The sequence below is a fragment of the Roseateles sp. NT4 genome (genome assembly GCF_051857475.1).
In the GTDB taxonomy this organism is placed as follows: domain Bacteria; phylum Pseudomonadota; class Gammaproteobacteria; order Burkholderiales; family Burkholderiaceae_C; genus Pelomonas.
The window spans coordinates 851,477-873,482 of the sequence record NZ_JBPZGZ010000002.1; the positions used below are offsets into that span (position 1 = coordinate 851,477).

A 22,006-nucleotide genomic window follows, 5' to 3' on the forward strand; every position below is an offset into this window, starting at 1 on the left:
ACGAAAGGGCGCGATTGTCCTTGTCCGATCACGACAGACGGGGTCTTGACAGAATTTTTTATACGCTCATGCCGCCACGGAATTCACCCGCCTGGCCTTGACGTGCTCGACCAGCCCGCGCCTGAGCCAACGCAGCGGCGTCCTCTGCAACTCCAGCATCAGAGCATGGTCGACGGCCATGTCGCCGAGGTCCATCGCGAAGCGGCGCGCGACCTCGCCCTGAACTTTCGGTAACAACTCCGCCGTCACCCGAGCGTCGGCCAAGGCCCGATGGGCACGGCCATCGAAGCGGATGTCGTGGAACTGCGTGATGGCTCCCAAGCCATGGCTCTTCGCCTCCGGCCACAGCCGCCGCGACAGCAGCACGGTGCAGGCGAAATCATGCGCTGGATCGCGGGCGACGCCGGCGCGTTCCATCTCGGCCTGCCAGAAGCCCCGATCGAAAGCAGCGTTATGCGCAACCAACGGACAGCCCGCGGTGAAGCGGGCCAGTTCGCACATGACGGTTGCCGAATCGGGCGCATCCGCCAGCATCGCGTTCGTGATGCCGGTCAGGGACTGGATGTGGGGCGGCACCCACGCACCGCTGTTCATCAGGCTGCTCCAGGCGTCGACGACCTCGCCATCGCGCACCAGCACGGCCGCAATCTCCGTGGCACGCCCCCCGGTGGTCGGGCCCAGGCCCGTCGTCTCGAAGTCAACGACAGCGATGGTTTCCATCAAGACCTCTTCAAGACTGCTTGGGCGGGTGCTTGATGGCATTCATCGCCAACTTGCGTTCGACGGCGGCCTCCAGGTCGACGCCGCCATGGTCGGCGATCTGCACCAAGTAGAGCAGCACGTCGGACAGCTCTTCGCCAAGATGGCGGCGCTGGTCTTCATCGAGGCTCAGTGATTGCTCCGGCGTCAGCCACTGGAAGATCTCCAGCAGCTCGGCAGCTTCCACCGTCATGGCCATCGCGAGGTTCTTCGGGGTCTGGTAGGGCTGCCAGTCGCGGTCGGCGGCGAACTGGCGCAGACGGCGCTGCAGGGCTGGAATGTCCATGGAAAGATGTCCGATGTATTCCAAACTGTATTCAAGATTTCAAATTGGTGGTCGTAGTAGAGGGCGCCTCCCGCTGTGGACAAAGGCAAAAACCCCAACCACGTCAAGCGCTTGGCAGCGGCACAAGCCTGTGCGCCGACCCCGGTATGAATTGGCTCCCGATTGGGAACAACTTCGCGAACCGCTGTCGGGCTGTGGATATCTGGACGGTTGTCCCAGGGCCATCCACAGACTTGTCAGGCCAGACCGTCCTCAAGCCTTCAGCGTTGTTTCTTTACGCGACTGAGGGGAAAAACGAACGACCGTTCTAAAAAGCTGCGGCTAGAGTTGCGCTCCCGAATTTGAATGCGCCGTGCAGTTGCGGTGTCGCCTAGGAGACAACAATGAAACCCTTCCTCACCCGGATCGCCGCCGCCTCGGTGGCGCTGTTGGGCAGTGTGCTGGTGGCCGGCTGCGGCGGCGGCGCCACGGCCGACACGACCCCCCGCGTCTCCATCACTTCGGTCAAGGTCTTCGGCGACAGCATCCAGGACAGCGGCACCTTCGGCTACAAGTTCACCGTCCAGAGCACGGACAACCTGATCTACGCCGAGCGCGTCGCGGCCAACTACGGCCAGACGCTGTGCAACTTCTTCGTCTTCACGGGCACGACCTTCGCAGCCAACACAGCGAAGACGGGCTGCACCAACTACTCCATCGGCGGCGGCCGCATCACCTACACCGGCGCCGGCGGCGCGGCCAACCCGCTGAACGTGGGCACGCAGATGGCCACCTACGCGGCGGCTGGCAGCTACACGGCCAGCGACCTGGTCATCATCGACGGCGGCGGCAATGACGCGGCCGACCTGGTCGGTGCCTACCTGACCATCCCCAAGGACGGTGCCAAGACCTATTCGGCCCTGCTCGGCACGCTGCTGACCCCGGCCCAGATCGGCGCGGCCCTGCAAGGCGGCGCGGCTACGACCGGCCAGATCGGCGCGACCTACATGACGGCCCTGGCCGACAAGTTCGCGGCCCAGATCAAGGCCAGCGTCCTCGACAAGGGTGCCACCCATGTCGTGCTGATGAACATGCCCGACGTCAGCTACACGCCGCGCTTCCAGATGGTGCTGGACAGCATCGCCGCAGCCAGCGGCGGCGGCACGACCGGCGCCGCCGCACGTGCCCAGGCGCAAGGCCTGTTCCAGGGCTGGATGACGGCCTTCAACACCGAGCTGGCCGCCAAGTTCGCCGGCAACGACAGCGTCATCGTCATCGACTTCTACAAGGCCTTCCAGGACCAGGTGGCGACGCCCGCCCAGTTCGGCCTGACCAACGTCAAGACGCCGGCCTGCCCCATCACCGGTGTTGGCAGCGACGGTCTGCCGACCTACAACTTCCCGACCTGCACGGCCGCGGCCCTGTCCGCCGCGCCGCCCGCCGGTGTCAGCGGTGGTGCCGACTGGTGGAAGAGCTATGCCTTCTCCGACAGCTTCCACCCCACGCCTTATGGCCACCAGCTGACGCAACAGCTGATCGGCAAGGCCCTGGCCACCAAGGGCTGGCTGTAAACCGCGCCTCGACACACGGAGATAACCCATGAAAACCAAGTTCCTCCTCGGTGCCGCGGCCGCCCTGATCGCGTCCCTCGGTGCCAGCAGCGCCTTCGCGCAATCGGCCGGCAGCATCGTCGTCTATGGTGGTGCCGCCCAGATCACCCCCCATGTCGAAAGCGGTGACCTGACCGCCCCCAGCCTGGCCGGTACCAAGGTCGACGTGAAGAAGGCCTCGTCCTTCGTCGGCGGTGTGACCTACTACTGGACCGACAACATCAGCATCGACCTGCCCATCGCGCTGCCCTTCAAGCACGATGTGGTCGGTGCCGGCGCCATCGAAGGCGTGGGCAAGCTGGGCACCGTCAAGTCCCTGCCGATGACGCTGCTGGCCCAGTACCGCTTCGGCGAAGCCAACAGCACCTTCCGCCCCTTCGTCGGCGCGGGCGTCACCTATGGCTACTTCTTCAAGCCCAAGTCGACGGCCACGCTGTCCGGCATCACCGGCGGCACGCCCAGCAACCCGACGACCCTGTCCATGAAGAGCCGCTTCGGCACGACCATGGAACTGGGTGGCGCCTTCAACATCACCAAGGACTGGTCTGCCAGCCTGTCGGTCACCAAGACCTTCATCAAGACGACGGGCAGCCTGTCCACCGGCCAGACCATCGAGACGACGCTGGACCCGGTGTCGGTCAAGTTCGGCATCGGCTATCGCTTCTGAGTCCGACGCCTGCAAGCGCGTCATCGAGAGGGAGCCTGCGGGCTCCCTTTTTCGTGGCTGAACGGGAAGTCCTCCGACATGGGCTGGCGCATTCCGAAGGCAGACTGGGCCATCCCGGCAGCCCTCGTGCAGCCATGCACCGCTTGAAACTGGTCCCGCTGATCGCGGCCTGCGCCGCCTTCAGTGCCTGCACCCGATCCGCCGAAGCGCCCATGGCGGCTTCAGCCTCGGCACCCGCGGCCTCGGAAGCGCCCGGCGGCTGGCTCGGCCGATGGCAAGGCCCGGAAGGCACCTTCCTGGAAATCACCGGCGGCCCGGGGACCTACAGCATCACGGTGCAGAACCTGGACGGGCCGCGGCGTTTCGATGCCAAGGCCGGCACCGACACCCTGGTCTTCACGCGCGACGGCGTGCTGGAGGCCGTCCGCGCCGGCAGCGGCCCGCAGACGGGCATGAAGTGGCTGGCCGAGAAGCGCGACTGCCTCATCGTCAAGGTGGGCGAAGGTTATTGCCGCGACTGACCGGGTCGCGGTGTCAGGTTCCTCACCGTCCACGCGACGCAGGCTGATGAAACGCCTGTTCATGCTGCTGATGGCCAGTGCCACCTCCTTCGCCGCTCTCGCCCAGACCTGCCCCGGTGCCACCACGGTGCAAAGCGGTGCGACGGTGCCGCGCGTCGTCGAGCTCTACACCTCCGAAGGCTGCTCCTCCTGCCCGCCTGCCGATCGCTGGCTGAGTTCGCTGAAGGGGCAACCTGGCCTCATCACAGCCGCCTTTCATGTCGACTACTGGAACGGCCTGGGCTGGCCGGACCGTTTCTCCAGCCCGGCTTTCACGGAGCGGCAGAAGCAGGGCGTCGGCGTCAACGGCTCGCGCTATGCCTACACACCGCAGATCGTCATCAACGGGCGGGATTGGCGCAGCGCCTCGTTGCCCGCTGCCAGTTCGGAGCCGGCCCGCGTTCGGTTGGCTTGGAGCCGCAACACCGGCGGTGAACTGAAGCTCGGCGCCGAGGCCCTGGCCGGCGCGCCTTCGGTCATCCAGCTCTGGTGGGTGCGCGTCGAGGATGGCCACAGCAGCCGCGTGCGCGCCGGTGAGAACCGCGGCGAGACGCTCAACCACGACAGCGTGGTGCGCGAATACGTCCGGCTGCCGAACTGGGATGGGCGCAGCCCCGCCGAATGGGCCGTTCCCGCAAACGCTGGCGAAACCGGCCACCGCAGCCGCTGGATCGCCGTGGCCAGCGACGCCAGGGATGGCAAGGTGTTGCAGGCCGTGGAGATCGGCTGCTGAACCTGGCCTCAAGTTTCAATCGTTGCGCAGCCGAGCAACAACTGCAGCCGAAGACCGGCTCGGCCGCAGCCCCATTGAAACCTGGTGTTCGCAGACTGGAGGCATTCCATCAGCCCCAGGACGCAATGCCATGCAACTCGCCACGCCGACCTCCGCCCGGCCCTGCACCCGCTTCGATGCCCAGGTCGAGGAACTCCACCGCCTGGCACGTGCCGTCGAGGCGGGAAGCCCGGCCGCGCGTGCCGGCCTGCTGCAATGGCTGGACGGCGTGCAGCAGTCCGACGACCCGCGCCATGTGGGCCTCTATGTCTTCGGCGCCGCGCTCGCGCAGCGCCTGGAAGGGCGTACGGCCATCCAGGCCAATCTCTATCTGCAGCGCTACGAGCGGACCCAGATCGAGCTGTTCAACCTGCTGGGCCGCGCCCTGCCCTTTGTCGGCCTGGCCACGACGGTCTGCAACCAGGCCATTGCCCGAGCCTGCCGCGGCGCGCACAGCGCCGTGCTCATCGACGTCGGCATCGGCACCGGCCGGCAGGTGCTGCATCTGCTGCCCGCCCTGGTCGCCCAGGGCCTGCGCGAATTGACGGTCATCGGCATCGAGCCGGCCGAGGCTGCGCTGCAGCAAGCGCGCGAGCAGCTGGAGCAGGCGGGCCGCAAGATCGGCCTGGCCCTGCGCGTGCTGCCGGTGCTTGGCAGCGTCGAGTCGCTGGAGGAAGGCCAATGGGCGCTGATCCGTGGGGTCTGCGCTGCAAGCTCGCCCATCATCAATGCCAGCTTTGCCCTTCATCACATCGACGACGACGAGCAGGGCCGCGACCAGCGCCAGTGCGTGCTGCAGCGGCTGCATGAGCTCGACCCCGCGCTGCTGGTGCTGGCCGAGCCCGATGTCGACCACCTCGAGACGGCGCTCTACCCGCGTTTTCGCAACTGCTTCGCGCATTTCAATGCCGTCTTCGACACGCTGGACCGGCTGGAGCTGGAGCAGGCCGAACGTGATGCCCTCAAGGTCGGCTTCTTCGGTCGCGAGATCGCCGACATCCTCGGCCAGCCCGAGGGCCGCCGCAGCGAACGCCATGAATCGGCCTCTCAATGGCTGCGCCGGCTTGCCGATGCCGGCTTCGACGTGGCGGTCGACGAGTCGGTGGCCGCCGTCGGTATCACGCGGGGCCCGGTGCGGCTGCGCCGCCGCACCTATCACTGCTCGCTGGAGGCTGGCGGCGAGCCCGTGGTGGCGCTGTTCTGCGCCAGGCCGCAGCGTGCGCTGCACTGAGCCGGGCGTCACAGACAATCCAGTTTTCCATTGAGCCTCCCCGCCATTGCTCACCATCCGCCCCGCCTCGGCTGAAGACACAGCCGCGCTGCAATCCCTTTACGCCGAAGCCATCACCAACGCCGACTGGCTGCCGGACAGCGCCAGGCAGTCCCCCCGCTTCGCCGAGGTGTCCCTGAACGAGGTGGTTCATGTCGCGATGGGCGACGACGGCCGGCTGCTGGGCCTGATATCCGTGCAGGTGGCCGATCCCTTCATCCACCACCTCTATGTGGCGCCGCAGGCGCGGGGCCAGGGCGTGGGACAGCAGTTGCTGACCTCGCTGCTGCCCTGGCTGCCCAAGCCATGGCGGCTGAAGTGTGTGAGCCTCAACACCCGGGCATTGGCTTTTTATGCCAAGGCCGGCTGGCGTGAGGTGGGCGCCGGTGCATCGGACCACGGCGCCTACAAGGTGCTCGGCTGCGACTGACGAGACCGCGCTGCCGCAGGTGTCCGGCGACACCGTCGTCGATCACGAGCAGGTCACGGGCCTTCGGGAAGGCGTGGTCGAGGCCGTTGCCGTCTACCAGGTGACCGATGGCCTGATCCGGACGGTCTGGTTCTTCTAGCGGGACGACCTCAGGCGATGCCCACCACCTTGTGCATCTGCACCGACAGCCGCCACTGCGGATGGGCCATGCAATAGGCCACCGCCGCCTTGGTGTGCTCGCGCTGCAGCACCGAATCCATGGGCTGCAGGAAGAAGTTCTGGAAGTCCAGACCGGCGAAGCGCTCAGGCTGGGCCAGCGGCTGGGGATAGACCAGCTTCAGTTCGTGGCCCGAGGTCAGCACCAGGGGTGCGTCGGCCTTGGGGCTGACGCAGATCCAGTCCAGCCCCGGCGGTGCCGGCTGGGTGCCATTGGTCTCGACGGCCACCTCGAAGCCACGCGCGTGCAGGGCGTCGATGAGAGGCGTGTCCAGCTGCAGCAGCGGCTCGCCGCCGGTGCAGACCACATAAGGCCTGCCACCGCCGGGCCAGGCCTTGGCAATGGTGTCGGCGAGTTCATCGGCCGTCGCGAACTTGCCGCCGCCCACACCATCGGTGCCGACGAAATCCGTGTCGCAGAAGGTGCAGACCGCCGTTGCGCGGTCCTGCTCGCGGCCGGTCCAGAGATTGCAGCCGGCAAAGCGGCAGAACACGGCCGCGCGGCCGGCCTGGGCGCCCTCGCCCTGCAGCGTGAAAAAGAGTTCTTTAACGCTGTACGTCATACGGGGATCAGTTCTTCGGAGTCAGCGCGGCTGACGATGGCGCCCGAGCCGCGCGTCTCGTACAAGTCCACGCGGTCGATCTGCGGCAGCACGCCGCCACCTTCGCGCAGCACCCAGGCGGCGATGGACGCCGCGTCGCCATCGGGCAAGTTGGCGATCTCGAACAAGGGGTGATGGTCCAGGCGCTTGAAGATCGGGTTGAACAGCGTCTTCACATCGCCGAAGTCCACCGTCCAGCCCATGACCTGGTCCAGCGGTGCCGCCAGGTGCAGGCGCAGCGTGAAGGTGTGGCCATGGATGCCGGCCAGCGGGTGACCATCGGGGGCTTGACGCATGCGAACGGCACTGTCCAGCGTCATCTCCTTCCAGATGCGGTAGCTGCTGCCATTGAAGTTGGCGCCGCTGGAGCCGGTCTCGTAGACGGTCACCCAGCTCAACTCGGGCAGCTCGGGCTTCAGCCGCTGCCAAAGCCAGGCCGAGATGTTCTCGCTGGTCGGGTTCTGCAGGCCGGCGATGTCGTTCAGGCAGCGGTAGTTCAGCTCGAAATGCAGCGGCGCCCAGACCTCGTCGAGATGGTCGTAGTCGATGGACAGGTCGCGCTCGCCGAGGTCCGCGTTGGCATGCAGGATGACCTCGAAGCCATGGCCATGCATGCGGCCGCATTGGTGACCGGCCGGCACATTGGGCAGCTGGTGAGCGGCCTGGAAGCGGTAGCGCCGCCAGACATGGGCATGGCCGGCGTTGTCCAGGTCCACGCCGCTGTGGGTGGTGCTCTGCACGCCGACCTGCACGATGCCCGGCACGGCCAAGCGGGAGCGCACCCAGCGCGCCAGGTTCTCGTCGGTGGGCTCGGCCAGATGGTCGTTCAGCAGGGCATGATCCAGAGGCATGACCGTCTCGGCCATGCGGGCACGCAGCGCCTCGACCTCGCCTCCAGGGAAAGCCGCCCAACCCGCCGGCAAGGCGGTGCGGACGGTGGCGAAATAGCTGTGGCCATGCAGGCCATGGCTGCGGTGCGAGGCGGGCAGGGCGGGAATGCGGCAGGCCGACTCGAAGCCGGCAGAGGCGCAATGAAGGACCGAAACTGACATGCCCCGATTGTCCCTTGGGGTTTCAAAGCCTGCTTGACTTGAAGTGGGCTTGAGCTTTTAGTCTCCAACGCCATGAATCTTTCTGACCCGATCGACGCGCCCGACCGCGCGTCCGAAAACAAGCTCTTCGCCCCTGGCCGCAGCGCCGCTTGCATCGGCGCCGTCGCCCTGATCTCCATGCTGGCCTTCGAGTCCATCGCCGTCGCCACCGCGATGCCGGCCGTGGCCGAGGCGCTGAACGGCCTGCCCTATTACGCGCTGGCCTTCGGCGCGACGCTGGCGACCTCGGTGCTGGGCATGACGGCCGCCGGCCAGCTCTGCGACAAGCGTGGCCCCTATCGCGCGGCCCTGGCCGGCCTGGCGGCCTTCCTGGCCGGCCTGCTGCTCGCCGGCCTGGCGCCGTCCATGCAGATGCTGGTGCTGGGGCGCGCCCTGCAGGGCCTGGGCAGCGGCGTACTGGGCGTGACGCTGTATGTCGGTGTCGGACAAGTGGTGCCGCCGTCGCTGCACCCCAAGATGTTCGCCATGTTCGCGGGGGCCTGGGTGGTGCCGGGCCTGGTCGGGCCGGCGTTGGCGTCCTTCCTCGTGCAGTGGGTCGGCTGGCGCTCGGTCTTCCTGGTTGTCGCGGCGGCGGTACCGGTGGCTGCGGCGCTCGTGCTGCCGGCACTCAAGCGAGTCGGCACGGGCACCGGCGAGGAACTGCGCTGGGGCGCCATGCGCTGGGCCCTGCTGGCCAGCGTCGGCGCCCTGACCCTGCACAGCGCCAGCCAGCAGACCGGCACCAACTCGGCCCTGCTGTTCGCGGCCGGGCTGGTGGTTGCCGGCATTGCCGCCCGGCTGCTGCTGCCCACCGGCACATTGAGGGCGGCGCGCGGCCTGCCGACGGTCATTCTGCTGCGCGGCCTCATTGCCGCCACCTTCGCCAGCGCCGAGGCCTTTCTGCCGCTGATGCTGACCCAGCATTTCGGCTGGAGCCTGACCCAGGCCGGTATGGCGCTCAGCGCCGGCGCTGTGACCTGGAGCATCGGCAGCGCCCTGCAGGCGCGCGTGCACAAACCGGAGTCGCGCCGCCTGCTGCTCCCGGGCGGTTTCACGCTGACGGCGCTGGCTCTGTGCGTCGTCATCTCACCGCTGCTGTTCGCCCTGCCCTCGGCCCTGGTCGTGGTGGGTTGGATCCTGGTTGGCCTGGGCATTGGCCTGTCCTTCCCCATCCTGTCGGTGCTGCTGCTCAAGCTGTCGCCGCCCGAACAGCAAGGCAGCAACACCTCGTCGCTGCAGCTCTGCGACGCCCTGACCAGCAGCGCCGCCCTGGCCCTGGCTGGCCTGCTGTTCGACCCCGTCACGCGCCAGGTCTTGCCGGTGCTGCTGCTGGCCCTGGGCCTCGTCACGGTCGCCGCCCTGCTCAGCCCGAGGGCTCAACCCACGACGAGATGAAAACGCTTTCTCCGTAGTGGCACACTGCGCCGTCTTCCCCGGGAGAGGTGCATGGGTTTCGTGACGACGCGCAGCATGGCCAAGGACTACGACGTCATCGTCGTAGGGTCGGGCGCCGGCGGGGGCCAGACGGCCTACACGCTGGCGCTGGAGGGCGTGAAGGTGTTGATGCTGGAGGCCGGTCGCCACTACGACTTCCGCACCGAGACACCGATGTTCCAGACCAACGGCGACGCGCCCCTGCGCGGCGCCAGCACGCCGGACAAGCCCTTCGGTTTCTACGACGCGACGGTGGATGGCGGCTGGCAGGTGCCGGGCGAGCCCTACACGCAGGCCTCCACGGACGAGACCCAGCGCTTCGACTGGTGGCGGGCCCGCATGCTGGGCGGCCGCACCAACCACTGGGGCCGCATCTCGCTGCGCAACGGCCCCTACGACTTCAAGCCCCACAGCCGCGACGGCCTGGGCTTCGACTGGCCCATCAGCTACGAGGATGTCGCGCCCTATTACGACAAGGTCGAGATGCTGGTCGGCATCTACGGCAGCAACGACGGCCTGGAGAACACGCCCGATTCGCCCGAAGGCTGCCTGCTGCCGGCACCGGCCATGCGGGTCGGCGAGCGCCTCATCAAGAAGCATGCGGCGACGCTGGGCGTGCCCGTCGTGCCCATCCACCGCGCGGTGCTGACCAAGAAGCTCGACGACGCCCGCATCCCGGCCCTGCTCCACCCCGGCAACCCGCGCGCTCAGGCCTTGGTCGCCCAGGCCATGCGCGACCGGGCGGCCTGCTTCTGGGCCACGCCCTGCGGCCGCGGCTGCTCCATCGGCGCCACCTACCAGAGCCCCGCCGTCCACCTGCCGCCGGCCCTGGCCAGCGGCAATCTCGACGTGCTCTGCGACGCCATGGTCTACGAGGTGACGACCAAGGACGGCAAGGCCCGCGGCGTGCGCTTCGTCGACCGCAAGACCGGCAAGCACATCGAGGCCAAGGCCCGTGCCGTCGTGCTGGCGGCCAGTGCCTGCGAGTCGGTCCGCATCCTGCTGAACAGCAAGCCCGGCGGCCTGGCCAACAGCAGCGGCAAGGTCGGGCGCTACATCATGGACACCGTCGGCAGCGACCTGTCGGGCCAGGTGCCCGCGCTGGAGGGCCTGCCGCCCCACAACGAGGACGGCGCCGGCGGCGGCCATGCCTATGCGCCCTGGTGGCTCTACCAGCAGCAGGGCCGCGACTGGGCGAAGAAGCTCGGCTTCCCACGCGGCTATCACATCGAGATCAGCACCGGCAAACGCATGCCCACCTCGGGCACCGGCGCGGGCCTGGAGGGCTACACCCAGGGCAGCTATGGCGCGAAGTTCAAGCAGGACGTCAGGCGCCTGTACGGCAGCTTCGTCTACTTCGCGGGCCGCGGCGAGATGATCCCCAACGAGCAGTCCTGGTGCGAGATCGACCCCACCGTGAAGGACCGCTTCGGCATCCCGGTGCTGCGCTTCCACTGGCAGTGGGCCGAACACGAGACCCGCCAGGCCGCCCACATGCAGAAGACCTTCGCCGACATCGTCACCGCCATGGGCGGCAAGGTGCAGGGTGGCGGGCCCGAGCTGGACGGCGTCAAGGCCATCGCACCGGGCGGCTCCATCATCCACGAGGTGGGTGGCACCATCATGGGCGCCGATGCGCGCACCTCGGTCACCAACGGCTGGGGCCAGACCTGGGACGTGCCCAACCTCTTCCTGTCGGATGGCGCGCCCTTCGCGTCCAACGCCGACAAGAACCCGACCCTCACCATCATGGCCCTGGCGTGGCGCCAGGCCGACCACATCGTCGACCGTCTGCGCAGGAAGGAACTCTGAGCATGGACCGCAGAACCACCCTGCAATGGATGCTGGCCGCCAGCGCGGCCCTGGGCACCGAGATGTCCGCCGGTGCGACGCCGGCCAAGCGCTCGGGAGGCAAGTCCAGACAAGGCTATGGCACCGACCCCAAGCTGACACCGACCTACCGCAGCGGCGAGCTGTGGCCGCTGACCTTCAAGCCCGAGCAGTCGCGCACGGCCCAGGCGCTGTGCGGGCTCATCATCCCGGCCGACGAGAGCTCACCGAGCGCCGCGCAATTGAAGGTGCACCTCTTCATCGACGAGTGGATCAGCGCGCCCTACCCCGACCAGGTCAAGGACAGGGACGTCATCGTCCAGGGCCTGGTCTGGCTGGAGGCGGAGAGCGCCAGGCGCTTTGCCGGCAAGCGTTTCGACCAGCTCGAAGCGTCCCAGCAGGCGCAGATCGCCGACGACATCTGCTGGGTGCAAAAGGCCAGGCCCGAGTTCGCCACCGCGGCGCGCTTCTTCAAGCGCTTTCGCGACCTGACGGCCGGCGGTTTTTATACGACGCCCGAGGGCAGCAGGGACCTCGGCTTTGTCGGCAACGTCCCGTCCGTCACTTTCGACGGACCTCCCCTCAAAGTCCTGCAGATCGTCGGAGTTTCCTGATGCGCCAACTCACCGCAATCGCCGCCAGCCTCGCTCTCGCCACCGCGGCCCACGCCGCCGACATGAACCTCAACACGCTGAGCGCCGACGAGAAAGCCGCCGGCTGGCAACTGCTCTTCGACGGCAAGAGCCTGGACAACTGGCGCGCCAGCGATGCGCCCGGCTCCTTCAGCGTCAAGGACGGCGCCATCGTCGTCCAGGGCCCGCGCAGCCACCTCTTCTATGTCGGTCCCGTGCAGCAGCACGACTTCAAGAACTTCGAGTTCAAGGCCGATGTGATGACCTTCGCCAAGGCCAACTCCGGCGTCTATTTCCACACCAAGTGGCAGGAGGTCGGCTGGCCCAACCTCGGCTACGAGGTGCAGGTCAACAACTCCCACAGCGACCCCAGCCGCACCGGCGGTCTGTGGGGCGTGCAGGACTTCCCCAAGGTCATCGCCCCTGACGGTCAGTGGTTCACGCTGACCATCCGCGTCGAAGGCAAGCATGTCACCACCTTCGTCGGCAACGAGAAGACGGCCGACTACACGGAGGAGTCGCCCATCGTGCGCAAGAAGGGCCTGGAGCAGCGCTATCTGGCCAGCGGCACCTTCGCCCTGCAGGGCCACGACCCGGAGAGCACGGTGCATTTCCGGAATATCAAGGTGCGCGTGCTGCCCTGACGCTCAGCGCGACTCGCCCGAGCCTGTGATTTCCGGGAAGGGCGCCGGCTCCGTCGGGTGCCACTCGACTTGGGTCGGCGCGAAATCGCCATGCGGCTGGACCTCCACCTTTCGCGCCACCAACCGCGCGCATTGGCGCAGGCAGGCCAGGGCGCTCTGCCGAAGGTCGGGCCGGGCCGACTCGCTGAAACAGCACACCGTGCCATAGACCCGGCCGTCCGGCAGGACCACAGGCGTGCTCAGGTGGGTGCCGACCTTGAATTTCAACGTGGGCAGTTCGCCGCTGTTGACCAGCGGGCGGGTGTCGGTGACCAATTCCGGCAGGCGCCCCTCGACGACGCGCTGGCAGTAGCTCTCTTCTAGCGGCGCCACATCGCCGGTTTGCGGGCCATTCGGCACCGAGCCTTCGACGAAGCGAAAAACCCGCTCGCGGCCGATGAACTCGGACACGAAGACCACGTCCATGCGCAGCTGCTTGCGCAGCAGCAGCAGCACATCGGTGATGCTGCGGTCCAGTTCGGGGTCGTAGCCGTCCGCGGTGGCGACCAGCAACTCCGAAATCTTGACCTCCAGCGCTTGCTGGTCCATCGGGTCCAGATACGACATTCGAACGGCTCCGCTAAGAAGTTCTTCTCGAATCATCCACGCAGACGGCGCCCGCAGTCGAGTAACCGAGGGCGGCGGCGGGTGAATTCATTCACGCGCCGGGGCGGGGTGGCGCTGGCGCCTGGTGAAAGGATAGCCCGGTGCGGCCCTCAGGCGCTCGGCGGCGCGCGCAGATCGCTGGCGCGGCGGCCACGGCGGCTGGCGGCCGTGCGCAGGTGCGCGAGGGACTCCACGCGCTTGAGCAGTTCGCGGTCGTTCCAGGGCTTCTTGAAGATGCCGTAGACGCCTTCGATCTGGCCGACGCGGCCGTGCAGCTCGTCGTGGCCGGTGATGGCGATGACGGGCAGGTCCTCGGTGGTCAGGCTGCCGTGCACGTCGGCGATCAGCTCGAAACCGTCCTTGTTGGGCATCTCGAGGTCGGTGATCAGCACGGCGATCTCGGGCTTCTCGTCCAGCTGGGCCATGGCCTCGTTGCCGTCGTTGACCTGGACCACGGTGAAGCCGGCGCCTTCGAGCAGGCGCTTGAGCTTGGTGCGCACGACCGCCGAGTCGTCGGCGACAAGAATGGTGGGCGGGCCCTCGGGCACGACAGGCGCCGGCTTGGGCGGCTGCATGGGCGAGGGCGCCGTGACGAAGGCGCTGGCCATGGACGGCCCGGCATTGGGGCCGGCGTTCGCGCTGATGGGCAGGGGCGGCAGCACCACCGGCGCATTGGCGCGCTGGCCGCCTTCGGGCGGGCGCGGCGGGGGGGTGTACTCGCGCGGCGGACGGTAATCGTCACGCTTGAAGGCGGCGATGAGCACGATGATGGCCAGCGGTATTGCGATCAATACCGGCATCAAATAGGCGCCCAACAACTCCTGCAACTCGTGAAACATCTCCATCCCCGGCGTGTAACAGCGGGCAGCCTAACATCCGCCACAAGGTCACACCATCGAGGAAGCCCGGCATATCTGCACGATATGCCGGCGATTTGCAGCTGTTTACTCAGTCGCGGGAGTTGACGCAACCGCGGCCATTGACCAGGCAGCGGGCGTAGCCGGGGTCGTTCTTGAGCAGGAACATGGCCCGCGCGGCGAAGGCCGAGTCGGCAAAGTCGGCGAACACGCCGTCCACGCCCAGCTCGTAGAAGGTCAGGTATTCGTTGACCGGGCTGCCCTTGTAGTCGCTGGCCAGGCGCTTCTGCTCGCTGCGGAAGGTGTAGGGGTGCACCACCAGGCCCAGCTTGTGCGCGTTGGTGACGATGTCGCTGGGCGCCAACAGTTTGCGGTCGCGTTCGTCGACGAGGCCGTCGCCATTGCTGTCGGCGCAGCCGCCGCCCGCCGCCACCGTCTTGCAGGCGCTGGAGATCAGATAGGTCTTCCAGGGGCCGATGCCGTCGGCATAGGTCTTGACCTCGGCGAGGCCGGCGGGCGTCAGCAGGTCCTTGAACAGGCCGGCGCGGCCGGACACGACCCAGTCGTAGGGCTTGTCATAGGGCTTGGTGAAGTGCAGGCTGCCGTCGGCATTGACGTCGTTGGCGTCCACCAGCTGCACCAGGCGCACGCTGGTCTTGCTGCGCAGGTATTTCAGGTTGGCCGTCTCGAAGGACTGGATGATGACGGGCGCGCTGCGGTGGTTCCAGCCGGCGCGGCTCAGGACGGCCAGCAGCTTGTCCTCCAGCGGCAGGCCCAGGCTCTTGTGATACGTCGGGTGCTTGGTCTCGGGATAGATGCCGATGCGCCGGCCCTCTTCGGCGGACTTGCGCTTGACGAAGGCGATGACCTCTTCGAGCGTCGGGATCTCGAACTTGCCGTCGAAGCTCGGGTCGCGGTCGCTCAGCGGCTGGATGGCGCGCAGCGTCTTGATCTCGGCCAGCGTGAAGTCGCTGGCGAAGAAGCCCGTTTCGGTGGCGCCGTCGATGACGGCGGTGCGCTTGCGCGACGCGAACTGCGGTAGCGAGCCGACATTGGTCGTTGCGATCAGATTCGGCTCGTGGCGGACGATCAGGACCCCGTCCTTGGTCGAGACCAGGTCGGGCTCCACATAGTCGGCGCCCATGGCGATGCCCAGGGCGTAGTTTTCCAGCGTGTGGTCGGGCAGATAGCCGGTGGCGCCGCCGCGGTGGCCGATCACCAGCGGTGCGTTCTCGGCACGGCCGCGGTCATGGGCAGTGGCGCTCAGCGAGGCGAAGACGAGCAGGCACAGGCCGGCCCAGCGAAGGGGTTTGGACATCGAGGGTCTCCAGTCAGGTCAGCGGACCGCGCAGGCTAGAAAGCCTCGGTGACGGCGCCGTGAACCGGGAGCCCCTAACTCCACCGCAGTTGCGTCAAAAGGTGAGGATGAAGCAGGCACCACCGCCGGGCCGCTTGGCATGGCGCACCGTGCCGCCCAGGCCGTGCACCAGCTGGCGGACAACGGCTAGGCCGACGCCGCTGCCGCCCTCGCGGGTCGTGAAGAAGGGCGTGAAGATGCGCGACTCCAGCCCCGGCGCGACGCCCGGGCCGTTGTCGGTCACCGTCAGCCGCAACCGCGCGCCGCGGCTCAGGCGCGCCTCGATCTGCAGCTCGGGCGCGGGCCGCCCGGCGCACGCCTGCAGCGCGTTCTGGGCCAGGTTGATCAGCACCTGCTCCAGCTGAGCCGCGTCGGTGCGCAGGGCCAGGCTCTCCGGTTCGACGCTCAGCTCGACGCGGCCTCCCGCGGCTTCCCAGGCTGGCGCCACCAGGCGCTGCACCGCCTGCAGCAGTGGCAGCAGCGGCGTGTCGGCCAGCGTCGGCGCCGGTGGCTGGCTGACGCTGCGGTAGCGCTCGACAAAGGCCTGCAGATGCGCGGCCCGGCGCGCCAGCGTTGCCAGGGCCGCCTCCAGCTCCTCGTGCTCGCCGGCTGCCAGCAGGGCCGGCGCACTGCTGGCGAGAGACGCGATCGGCGTCAGCGAATTCATGATCTCGTGGGTCAGCACCTGCACCAGCTGGCGCCAGGCGGCCAGGGCCTCGGTCTCCAGCTCCGATTCGATGGGCGCCAGCGCCGCAAGACGCCAAGGCTGGCCCTGCACCGTCAGGGCCGACACGGCCAGCACGGCGCGTTCCTGGCCGTGCTCGGTGGGCAGGGTGACGACGCGCCGGCCGGGGTCGGCCTCCAGCAGCGCCAGCAGGGCCGCGGGTTCGGCGGCGCGGCCCGGGGCGATGAGGCGGCGGGCGGCGGCGTTCAGGGCAAGTGGCGGTGCGCCGGCCGTCAGCCGCCACAGCGCCAGGGGCGCGTGTTCAAGAGCGGCGTCCAGGTCGGGCCGTGGCGGTGGCAGCGGATCGGCCGGCAGGGGTTTGGGTTGACGGGCCAGCCGCGTCAGCGAGGCCCAGCCGAAAGCGGCCGCGATGAGGCCGGCCAAGGCACAGGCGACGAGCACGCGCGGCGAGTCCAGGGACGCGCCCGCCGCGGCGGCGCTGGCCGTCATCACCAGCGCCGATGCGGCAACAGGGACGCGCTCAAAGCCCATGCTTTTCCAGCTTGCGGTACAGCGCCGCCCGGCTCACGCCCAGCAGCTTGGCAGCCTGGCTGATATTGCCGTCGGCCTGGGCAAGCGCTGCCTGAACGGCCTCGCGTTCGCGTTGCGCCAGGTCCAGCCCCGGTTCGACGGATGCAGCTGCCGCGATCTCGGCCAGCCCGAAGTCGGCGAAGCTCAACACCGGCCCGCGCGCCAGCAGCGTCGCGCGTTCGCAGGCCTGGCGCAGCTCGCGCACATTGCCCGGCCAGCGGTAGGCGCACAGCCGGGCCAGGGCGTCCGGTGTCAGCTCGACGGGGCGCTTGGCGAACTGCGTCAGGTAGTGGCGCAGCAGCAGGGCGATGTCAGCAGCGCCGCGTTCGCGCAGCGGCGGCACACGCAGCACCACGGTGTTGAGGCGGTAGAGCAGGTCGGGCCGGAAGCGCTTCGCATCGAAGAGTTCGGCCTCGGCCACATTGGTGGCGGCCAGCACGCGCACGTCGACGGCCACCGGCTTGTCGCTGCCCAGCGGCGTCACCTCGCGGCGCTCCAGCGCGGCCAGCAACTTGGCCTGCTGAGGCAGGGGCAGATTGCCAATCTCGTCGAGGAACAGCGTGCCGCCGGCCGCCGCGACAAAACGCCCCGGCCGCGACTCGCGCGCATCCGTGAAGCTGCCGCGCCGGTGGCCGAAGAGCTCGCTCTCCACCAGGGCTTCAGGCAGCGAGCCCATGTCCACGGCCAGCAGCGGGCCGGCCGATCGTGGTGAGGCGCGATGCAGGGCACGGGCCACCAGCTCCTTGCCGACGCCGTTCTCGCCGAGGATCAGCACGCTGGCCTCGCTGGCGCCCACCTGGGCGATCTGCGCACGCAGCGACTGCATGGCCGGCGAATCGCCCAGCAGCTCGCCCACCGCAGGCGCCGGTGCACGCCGTGCCAAGGCCGCCTGCACGCAGGCCACCAGGCGTTCGTTGGGCCAGGGCTTGGTGATGAAGTCCACCGCCCCGGCCTTCAGGGCCTGCACGGCCAGCTCGACCTCGGCATAGGCCGTCATGACGACGACGGCCGGTGCCTGGCGGCGCGCCATCACCTCGCGCAGCAGCGCCAGGCCCGCCGCACCATCGCTGGCGCCGGGCGTGAAGTTCATGTCCAGCAGCAGCACGTCGGGGGCGATCTCGTCCAGGGCCGCCGCCAGCTCGGCCGGCGCGTGGCGCACGGCCACGGGTGCGAGCCTGCGCAGGGCCAGCCGCGCGGCCAGGGCCACGTCGGGGTCGTCGTCGAGGATGAGGATGCCGGGCATGCGAGGGCGCGACTTTAGGCGGCCCTCGTCCGCCCCGGCAAGGCGGTGTCCGGAAGCGGACAGTGCGGGTGTTCGCAAGCGGACGCCTGGCGGTGGCTTCCCTGGGAAGAATGCCTGGCCCGGCTCTTGCACTGAAGCCCTCATGCCCTCGTTCACACCCCTCAAGTTCGCCTGGCGCCAGCTGCGCGCCGACCCCGGCCAGAGCGCCCTCGTCATTGCCGGCCTGGCCCTGGGCCTGGCCTTGGCGCTGCTGACGGCCAGCTTCCTGCAGGACGCGCTCTGGCCCGATGGCGACCTGCCGCAGCGCGACCGCCTCGTCGCCTTCGAGTTCCAGGCGCGCGGGCCGGGCGGCATCAAGACCGAATGGATGGGCGATGTGCCCACGGTGCCGCTGCAGGCCGCGCTGCGCGAGAGCGGCGCGCCCATGAGCCTTTCGAGCCGGGTGCTGTTCACGCAGCTGCCCTCGCGGGCCGCCGATGCCGGGGGCAGGCAGCGCAGCACGCGGCTCAGCATCGCCCTCGCCGATGCCGATGTGCAGGCCCTGTTCGGCATGCGCCCCCTGGCCGGCGACCTGACGGCCGCCCTGTCCACGCCCGAAGGCATCGCGCTGACGGCGCAGGCGGCCGAGCGCCTGTTCGGCACGGCGCAGGCGTTGGGGCGTAACTTCTCGATCGCGCTGCCCCCCATGCCCGATGGTTCGCCGGGCGGGCAGTTCGCGCTGACCGTCAAGGCGGTGCTGCCCACGCCCAACCCGAACGGCACGCTGGTGTTCGACGCCATCGCCGGCTTCCAGGCGCCGGCCGCCAAGGCCTATCTGAAGCTGTCGGACAGCTGGTACCTGCCCAATGGCCGCCTGTTTGCGCGCCTGCTGACGGGCGCCACACCCGACCAGCTGTCCGCGCTGGCGCAGCGCGTCATGGAAAGGCAGCCCTTGCCGCCAGGCTTCCCCTCCGACTTCCTGAAGGGCGGCGGCAAGCCCGCCTATCTGCGCGCCCTGCCGGTCGCCGACATTGGCCTGCATGGCGCGGGCAGCCCCTACCGGCGCCGCTGGCTGGGCGGCCTGGGCGCCGCGGCGGCCGGCGTGCTGGCCCTGGCCGTCATCAACTTCGTCAACCTGTGGAGCGTGCGCACCCTGCGCCGCCAGCGCGAGATCGGCCTGCGCAAATCGCTGGGTGCGGATGCACCGCGGCTGGCACAGCAGTTCTTTGTCGAGGCGGCCGCGGTTGCCGGCCTCGGCGGCGTCTTCGGCCTGCTGCTGGCCTGGTGGGCCACGCCGCTGGCCGAGGTGCTGATGCAGCGCCAGTTCCATGCGCCGGTCGTCAGCGCCGCCACGGTTGCGCTGACCGCTGCGCTCTGCCTGGCCATCGCGGCCCTCAGCGCCTTGCCGCTGACCTCCATCGCGCTGCGCGTGCGGCCGGCCGAATCCCTGGCCGGGCGCAGCCACAGCGAGGGCGCGGCCAGCCGCTGGCTGCGCCGCCTGATGACGACGCTGCAGTTCGGCGCCGCCGCCGTGTTCGCTTCGCTGGCCTTCACGGTGCTGTGGCAGGCCGAGCATGCCGGCGTGATCCCGCGCGGCTTCGACGTGCAGGACCGCGTGGCCATCGACCTGCCCTGGGAGGCCCAGCCGGCCGAGCTGAATTCGCTGCTGGCCAGCGTGCGCAGCTGGCCCGAGGTCATTGCCGCCAGCGCGGCCGACGACGTGCCGGGGCGCGATTTCTCCAGCTGGTACGGCGAGTTCAAGGGGGCCGGCAGTCAGTCGGTCAGCCTGCGCATCGGCGTGGACTTCCTGCCGGGGTTCCTGCAAACCTATGGCATGCATGTCGTCGCCGGTCGTCTGTCGGCCGACCATGTGGCCGAGGTCGCACAGCACGCCATCGTGCTGGATCGCAGCGCGGTGCGCGCGCTGGGCTTTGCCAGCCCGGAGGCAGCGGTGGGCCAGCTGCTGGGCGCGGCGAGCAATATCGACGGCGGCCGGTCGGCCATGGTGGTGGCCGTCATCGACGACATCCGGCTGGAAGGCCCGCGCAGCCCACCGCAGCCACATGGCATCTGGCCTCAGGCCGAGCGCGGCGGTGGCGCGATCAGCGTGCACAGCCGCGATCCGCAGGTCACGCGTGCCAAGCTGACGGCCCTGGTCAAGCAACGTTTCCCGGACGCGGACGCCCAGGCGCTGCCGGTGCGCGACATGCTGCTGCAAAAGGTGGTGGACGATGCCCGCCTGGGCCGCCTGATCGGCATCGCCGGCCTGCTGGCCCTGGGCCTGGCGGCCGTGGGCATCTACGCGCTGGCGGCCTACACGCTGCGCCGGCGCGAGCGCGAGATCGTGCTGCGCAAGCTGCATGGGGCCGGCGCCGGTGCGGTGGCGGGCCTGCTGGCTCGCGAGTTCGCTGGTGTGCTGGCCGTGGCCTGCGCGCTGGCGCTGCCGGTGGCAGCTTGGCTGTCGCAGCGCTATCTCGCCGACTTTGTCGAGCGTGCACCGGTGGGGCCGTTCTCGCTGTGGGTGTTGCTGGCGGCCGTTGCCCTGCTGGCCGGCGTGACGGCGCTGGCCGTGGCGCGCCATCTGCATGCAGCGCTGGCACTGAGACCGTTGCAGGCGCTGCAGGGATGAGCGCTGTGCTGACCTCGGGCGTCGCGATGGACCGTCGCGTGGCGGTACCGCGCCGCTACGGGCTGATCGTGCTTGCCGCCGCCGCAGCGCTGGCCGTCGCGATGCTGCTGGCGCGCTACTGGCCCCACGGCACCATCGTGGCGCGGGCCGATGTCGAGATCGCCACGGTGAAGACCGGCGCCTTCCGCGATGTCGTCCCGGGCCGCGCAGTGGCCCAGCCCCTGCAGTCCGTGCTGCTGGACACCACGGAGGACGGCCGCGTCGAGCAGGTGCTGGTCAAGGACGGTGCTCGCGTCGAAGCCGGCCAGCTGCTCGTCGTGCTCAGCAGCACCCAGCGTGCCCAGGAGCTGATGGCGCGCTCCAGCGAAGCCGCCCAGCAGCTCGCCAACCTCGCCACCTTCCGCGCCGCCCTCGCCCAGGCCCAGGCCGTGCAGCGCCGCGAAGTGACGCAGGCCGAGTTCGAGCGCGACCGTGCGGCCCGCTTGCACCAGCGCAACCAGGAGCTGGCCGCGCAGGGCTTTCTGTCGCCGTCGGCGCTGGAAGACTCCGCCGACAAGCTCGCCATGGCCCGGCGCCTGCTTGCGCAATTGCAGGCCGACGGCCGCGAGGAGCTGCGCACCCGCGAGCAGTCGGTGCAGGCCATGCAGCGTGCCGTCACCGACCTGGACCAGCGCCTGACCGCCATGCGCGCCGCCAGCGAAGGCCTGGCCGTGCGCGCGCCGGTGGCCGGCCGACTGACCGGCCTCGCGCTGCAGGTCGGCGAGAGCGTGCGCAGCGGCACCCGCATCGGCCGCCTGGACAGCCTGGGCCGCTTCAAGCTGGAGCTGCGCCTGGATGAGTTTCACCTGGGCCGTGTGCGCGAGGGCCTGCCGGCCACGCTGGCTCACGAGGGGCGCGAGCACGCCCTGCACGTGGCGCGCATCGACCCCCAGGTCAAGGACGGCCGCTTCAGCATCGAGCTGGGCTTCGATGCCGATGCGCCGCCGCTGCAGGTCGGCCAGGGCCTGGACGTGCGCCTGACGCTGGGCGACCCGACGCGCGCCCTGCTGCTGCCCGACAGCGGCTTCTACGCCGACACCGGTGGCGCCTGGGCCTTTGTGCTCGACGCCGACGGCCGCCATGCCCAGCGCCGCGAACTCAAGCTCGGCCGCCGCGCCGACGGCGTCGTCGAAGTCCTCGGTGGCCTGCAGGCCGGCGAGCAGGTCGTCGTCTCTCCCTACCGCGCCTTCTCGGGCGCTTTCGCTCTTCAACTGAACTGA

Annotated in this window: 21 protein-coding genes; 12 read left to right on the forward strand and 9 right to left on the reverse strand. The window is 69.1% G+C overall.

The window, feature by feature from the left end:
• Positions 1-66: 66 nt before the first annotated feature.
• Together ACS5PN_RS13625 and ACS5PN_RS13630 are read right to left on the reverse strand one after the other, a co-directional pair.
• The gene (locus tag ACS5PN_RS13625; RefSeq protein WP_439464502.1) at positions 67-720 is read right to left on the reverse strand and encodes a 3'-5' exonuclease; all 654 of its coding nucleotides are present in this window, start codon (positions 718-720) and stop codon (positions 67-69) included.
• Positions 721-730: 10 nt separating this feature from the next.
• Entirely contained in the window at positions 731-1,045 is a 315-nt protein-coding gene (locus tag ACS5PN_RS13630) for a nucleotide pyrophosphohydrolase (protein ID WP_439464503.1), read from the reverse strand.
• 383 nt (positions 1,046-1,428) lie between these two features.
• Between ACS5PN_RS13630 and ACS5PN_RS13635 the strand changes: the two genes are divergently transcribed.
• From ACS5PN_RS13635 to ACS5PN_RS13660, 6 genes are all read left to right on the forward strand, one after another.
• Entirely contained in the window at positions 1,429-2,595 is a 1,167-nt protein-coding gene (locus tag ACS5PN_RS13635) for an SGNH/GDSL hydrolase family protein (RefSeq protein ID WP_439464504.1), read from the forward strand.
• Positions 2,596-2,623: 28 nt separating this feature from the next.
• Positions 2,624-3,301: an OmpW/AlkL family protein gene (locus ACS5PN_RS13640; protein ID WP_439464505.1), complete on the forward strand. Its 678-nt coding sequence runs from the start codon at positions 2,624-2,626 to the stop codon at positions 3,299-3,301.
• Positions 3,302-3,435: 134 nt separating this feature from the next.
• Positions 3,436-3,822 (forward strand): hypothetical protein, encoded by a 387-nt coding sequence (locus ACS5PN_RS13645; protein ID WP_439464506.1) that lies wholly within the window; start codon positions 3,436-3,438, stop codon positions 3,820-3,822.
• 46 nt (positions 3,823-3,868) lie between these two features.
• The gene (locus tag ACS5PN_RS13650) at positions 3,869-4,594 is read left to right on the forward strand and encodes a DUF1223 domain-containing protein (protein WP_439464507.1); all 726 of its coding nucleotides are present in this window, start codon (positions 3,869-3,871) and stop codon (positions 4,592-4,594) included.
• Between the two features lie 130 nt (positions 4,595-4,724).
• Positions 4,725-5,864 carry a GRAS family protein gene (locus ACS5PN_RS13655; RefSeq protein WP_439464508.1) on the forward strand — a complete coding sequence of 380 codons (1,140 nt, stop codon included), beginning with the start codon at positions 4,725-4,727 and terminating at the stop codon, positions 5,862-5,864.
• Positions 5,865-5,910: 46 nt separating this feature from the next.
• On the forward strand, positions 5,911-6,333 hold the full coding sequence (locus ACS5PN_RS13660) for a GNAT family N-acetyltransferase (protein ID WP_439464509.1): 423 nt from the start codon (positions 5,911-5,913) through the stop codon (positions 6,331-6,333).
• A gap of 149 nt (positions 6,334-6,482) precedes the next feature.
• On the opposite strand, the gene queE is transcribed toward ACS5PN_RS13660, so the two are convergent.
• Both queE and ACS5PN_RS13670 read right to left on the reverse strand, forming a co-directional pair.
• Positions 6,483-7,112 carry a 7-carboxy-7-deazaguanine synthase gene (queE, locus tag ACS5PN_RS13665; protein WP_439464510.1) on the reverse strand — a complete coding sequence of 210 codons (630 nt, stop codon included), beginning with the start codon at positions 7,110-7,112 and terminating at the stop codon, positions 6,483-6,485.
• Positions 7,109-8,203 carry a 6-carboxytetrahydropterin synthase gene (locus ACS5PN_RS13670; protein WP_439464511.1) on the reverse strand — a complete coding sequence of 365 codons (1,095 nt, stop codon included), beginning with the start codon at positions 8,201-8,203 and terminating at the stop codon, positions 7,109-7,111. Before ACS5PN_RS13670 ends, queE begins: the two co-directional genes overlap by 4 nt.
• Before the next feature lie 72 nt (positions 8,204-8,275).
• Here ACS5PN_RS13670 and ACS5PN_RS13675 point away from each other — a divergent pair, with 72 nt between their 5' ends.
• The 4 genes from ACS5PN_RS13675 to ACS5PN_RS13690 are packed head-to-tail and all read left to right on the forward strand — an operon-like array spanning position 8,276 to position 12,782.
• Positions 8,276-9,637: an MFS transporter gene (locus ACS5PN_RS13675; RefSeq protein ID WP_439464512.1), complete on the forward strand. Its 1,362-nt coding sequence runs from the start codon at positions 8,276-8,278 to the stop codon at positions 9,635-9,637.
• 51 nt (positions 9,638-9,688) lie between these two features.
• Entirely contained in the window at positions 9,689-11,488 is a 1,800-nt protein-coding gene (locus tag ACS5PN_RS13680; RefSeq protein ID WP_439464513.1) for a GMC family oxidoreductase, read from the forward strand.
• Positions 11,489-11,490: 2 nt separating this feature from the next.
• Positions 11,491-12,120 carry a gluconate 2-dehydrogenase subunit 3 family protein gene (locus ACS5PN_RS13685; protein ID WP_439464514.1) on the forward strand — a complete coding sequence of 210 codons (630 nt, stop codon included), beginning with the start codon at positions 11,491-11,493 and terminating at the stop codon, positions 12,118-12,120.
• Positions 12,120-12,782 (forward strand): 3-keto-disaccharide hydrolase, encoded by a 663-nt coding sequence (locus ACS5PN_RS13690; protein ID WP_439464515.1) that lies wholly within the window; start codon positions 12,120-12,122, stop codon positions 12,780-12,782. Before ACS5PN_RS13685 ends, ACS5PN_RS13690 begins: the two co-directional genes overlap by 1 nt.
• Before the next feature lie 3 nt (positions 12,783-12,785).
• Here ACS5PN_RS13690 and ACS5PN_RS13695 read toward each other — a convergent pair whose 3' ends face one another.
• The 5 genes from ACS5PN_RS13695 to ACS5PN_RS13715 all read right to left on the reverse strand — a co-directional run bounded on the left by ACS5PN_RS13695 (position 12,786) and on the right by ACS5PN_RS13715 (position 18,139).
• Positions 12,786-13,388 (reverse strand): GAF domain-containing protein, encoded by a 603-nt coding sequence (locus tag ACS5PN_RS13695; protein ID WP_439464516.1) that lies wholly within the window; start codon positions 13,386-13,388, stop codon positions 12,786-12,788.
• A gap of 149 nt (positions 13,389-13,537) precedes the next feature.
• On the reverse strand, positions 13,538-14,272 hold the full coding sequence (locus ACS5PN_RS13700) for a response regulator (protein WP_439464517.1): 735 nt from the start codon (positions 14,270-14,272) through the stop codon (positions 13,538-13,540).
• Positions 14,273-14,375: 103 nt separating this feature from the next.
• Positions 14,376-15,602: a glycerophosphodiester phosphodiesterase gene (locus ACS5PN_RS13705; protein WP_439464518.1), complete on the reverse strand. Its 1,227-nt coding sequence runs from the start codon at positions 15,600-15,602 to the stop codon at positions 14,376-14,378.
• 94 nt (positions 15,603-15,696) lie between these two features.
• Positions 15,697-16,857, reverse strand: coding sequence for a sensor histidine kinase (locus tag ACS5PN_RS13710; RefSeq protein WP_439464519.1), 1,161 nt, complete (start codon positions 16,855-16,857; stop codon positions 15,697-15,699).
• Positions 16,847-18,139, reverse strand: a complete 1,293-nt coding sequence (locus ACS5PN_RS13715; RefSeq protein ID WP_439464520.1) for a sigma-54-dependent transcriptional regulator — start codon at positions 18,137-18,139, stop codon at positions 16,847-16,849. Before ACS5PN_RS13715 ends, ACS5PN_RS13710 begins: the two co-directional genes overlap by 11 nt.
• Before the next feature lie 142 nt (positions 18,140-18,281).
• On the opposite strand from ACS5PN_RS13715, the gene ACS5PN_RS13720 reads away from it, so the two are divergent.
• The gene (locus ACS5PN_RS13720; RefSeq protein ID WP_439464521.1) at positions 18,282-20,747 is read left to right on the forward strand and encodes an FtsX-like permease family protein; all 2,466 of its coding nucleotides are present in this window, start codon (positions 18,282-18,284) and stop codon (positions 20,745-20,747) included.
• Positions 20,744-22,006, forward strand: a complete 1,263-nt coding sequence (locus ACS5PN_RS13725) for an efflux RND transporter periplasmic adaptor subunit (RefSeq protein ID WP_439464522.1) — start codon at positions 20,744-20,746, stop codon at positions 22,004-22,006. The genes ACS5PN_RS13720 and ACS5PN_RS13725 overlap by 4 nt, the downstream gene beginning before the upstream one ends.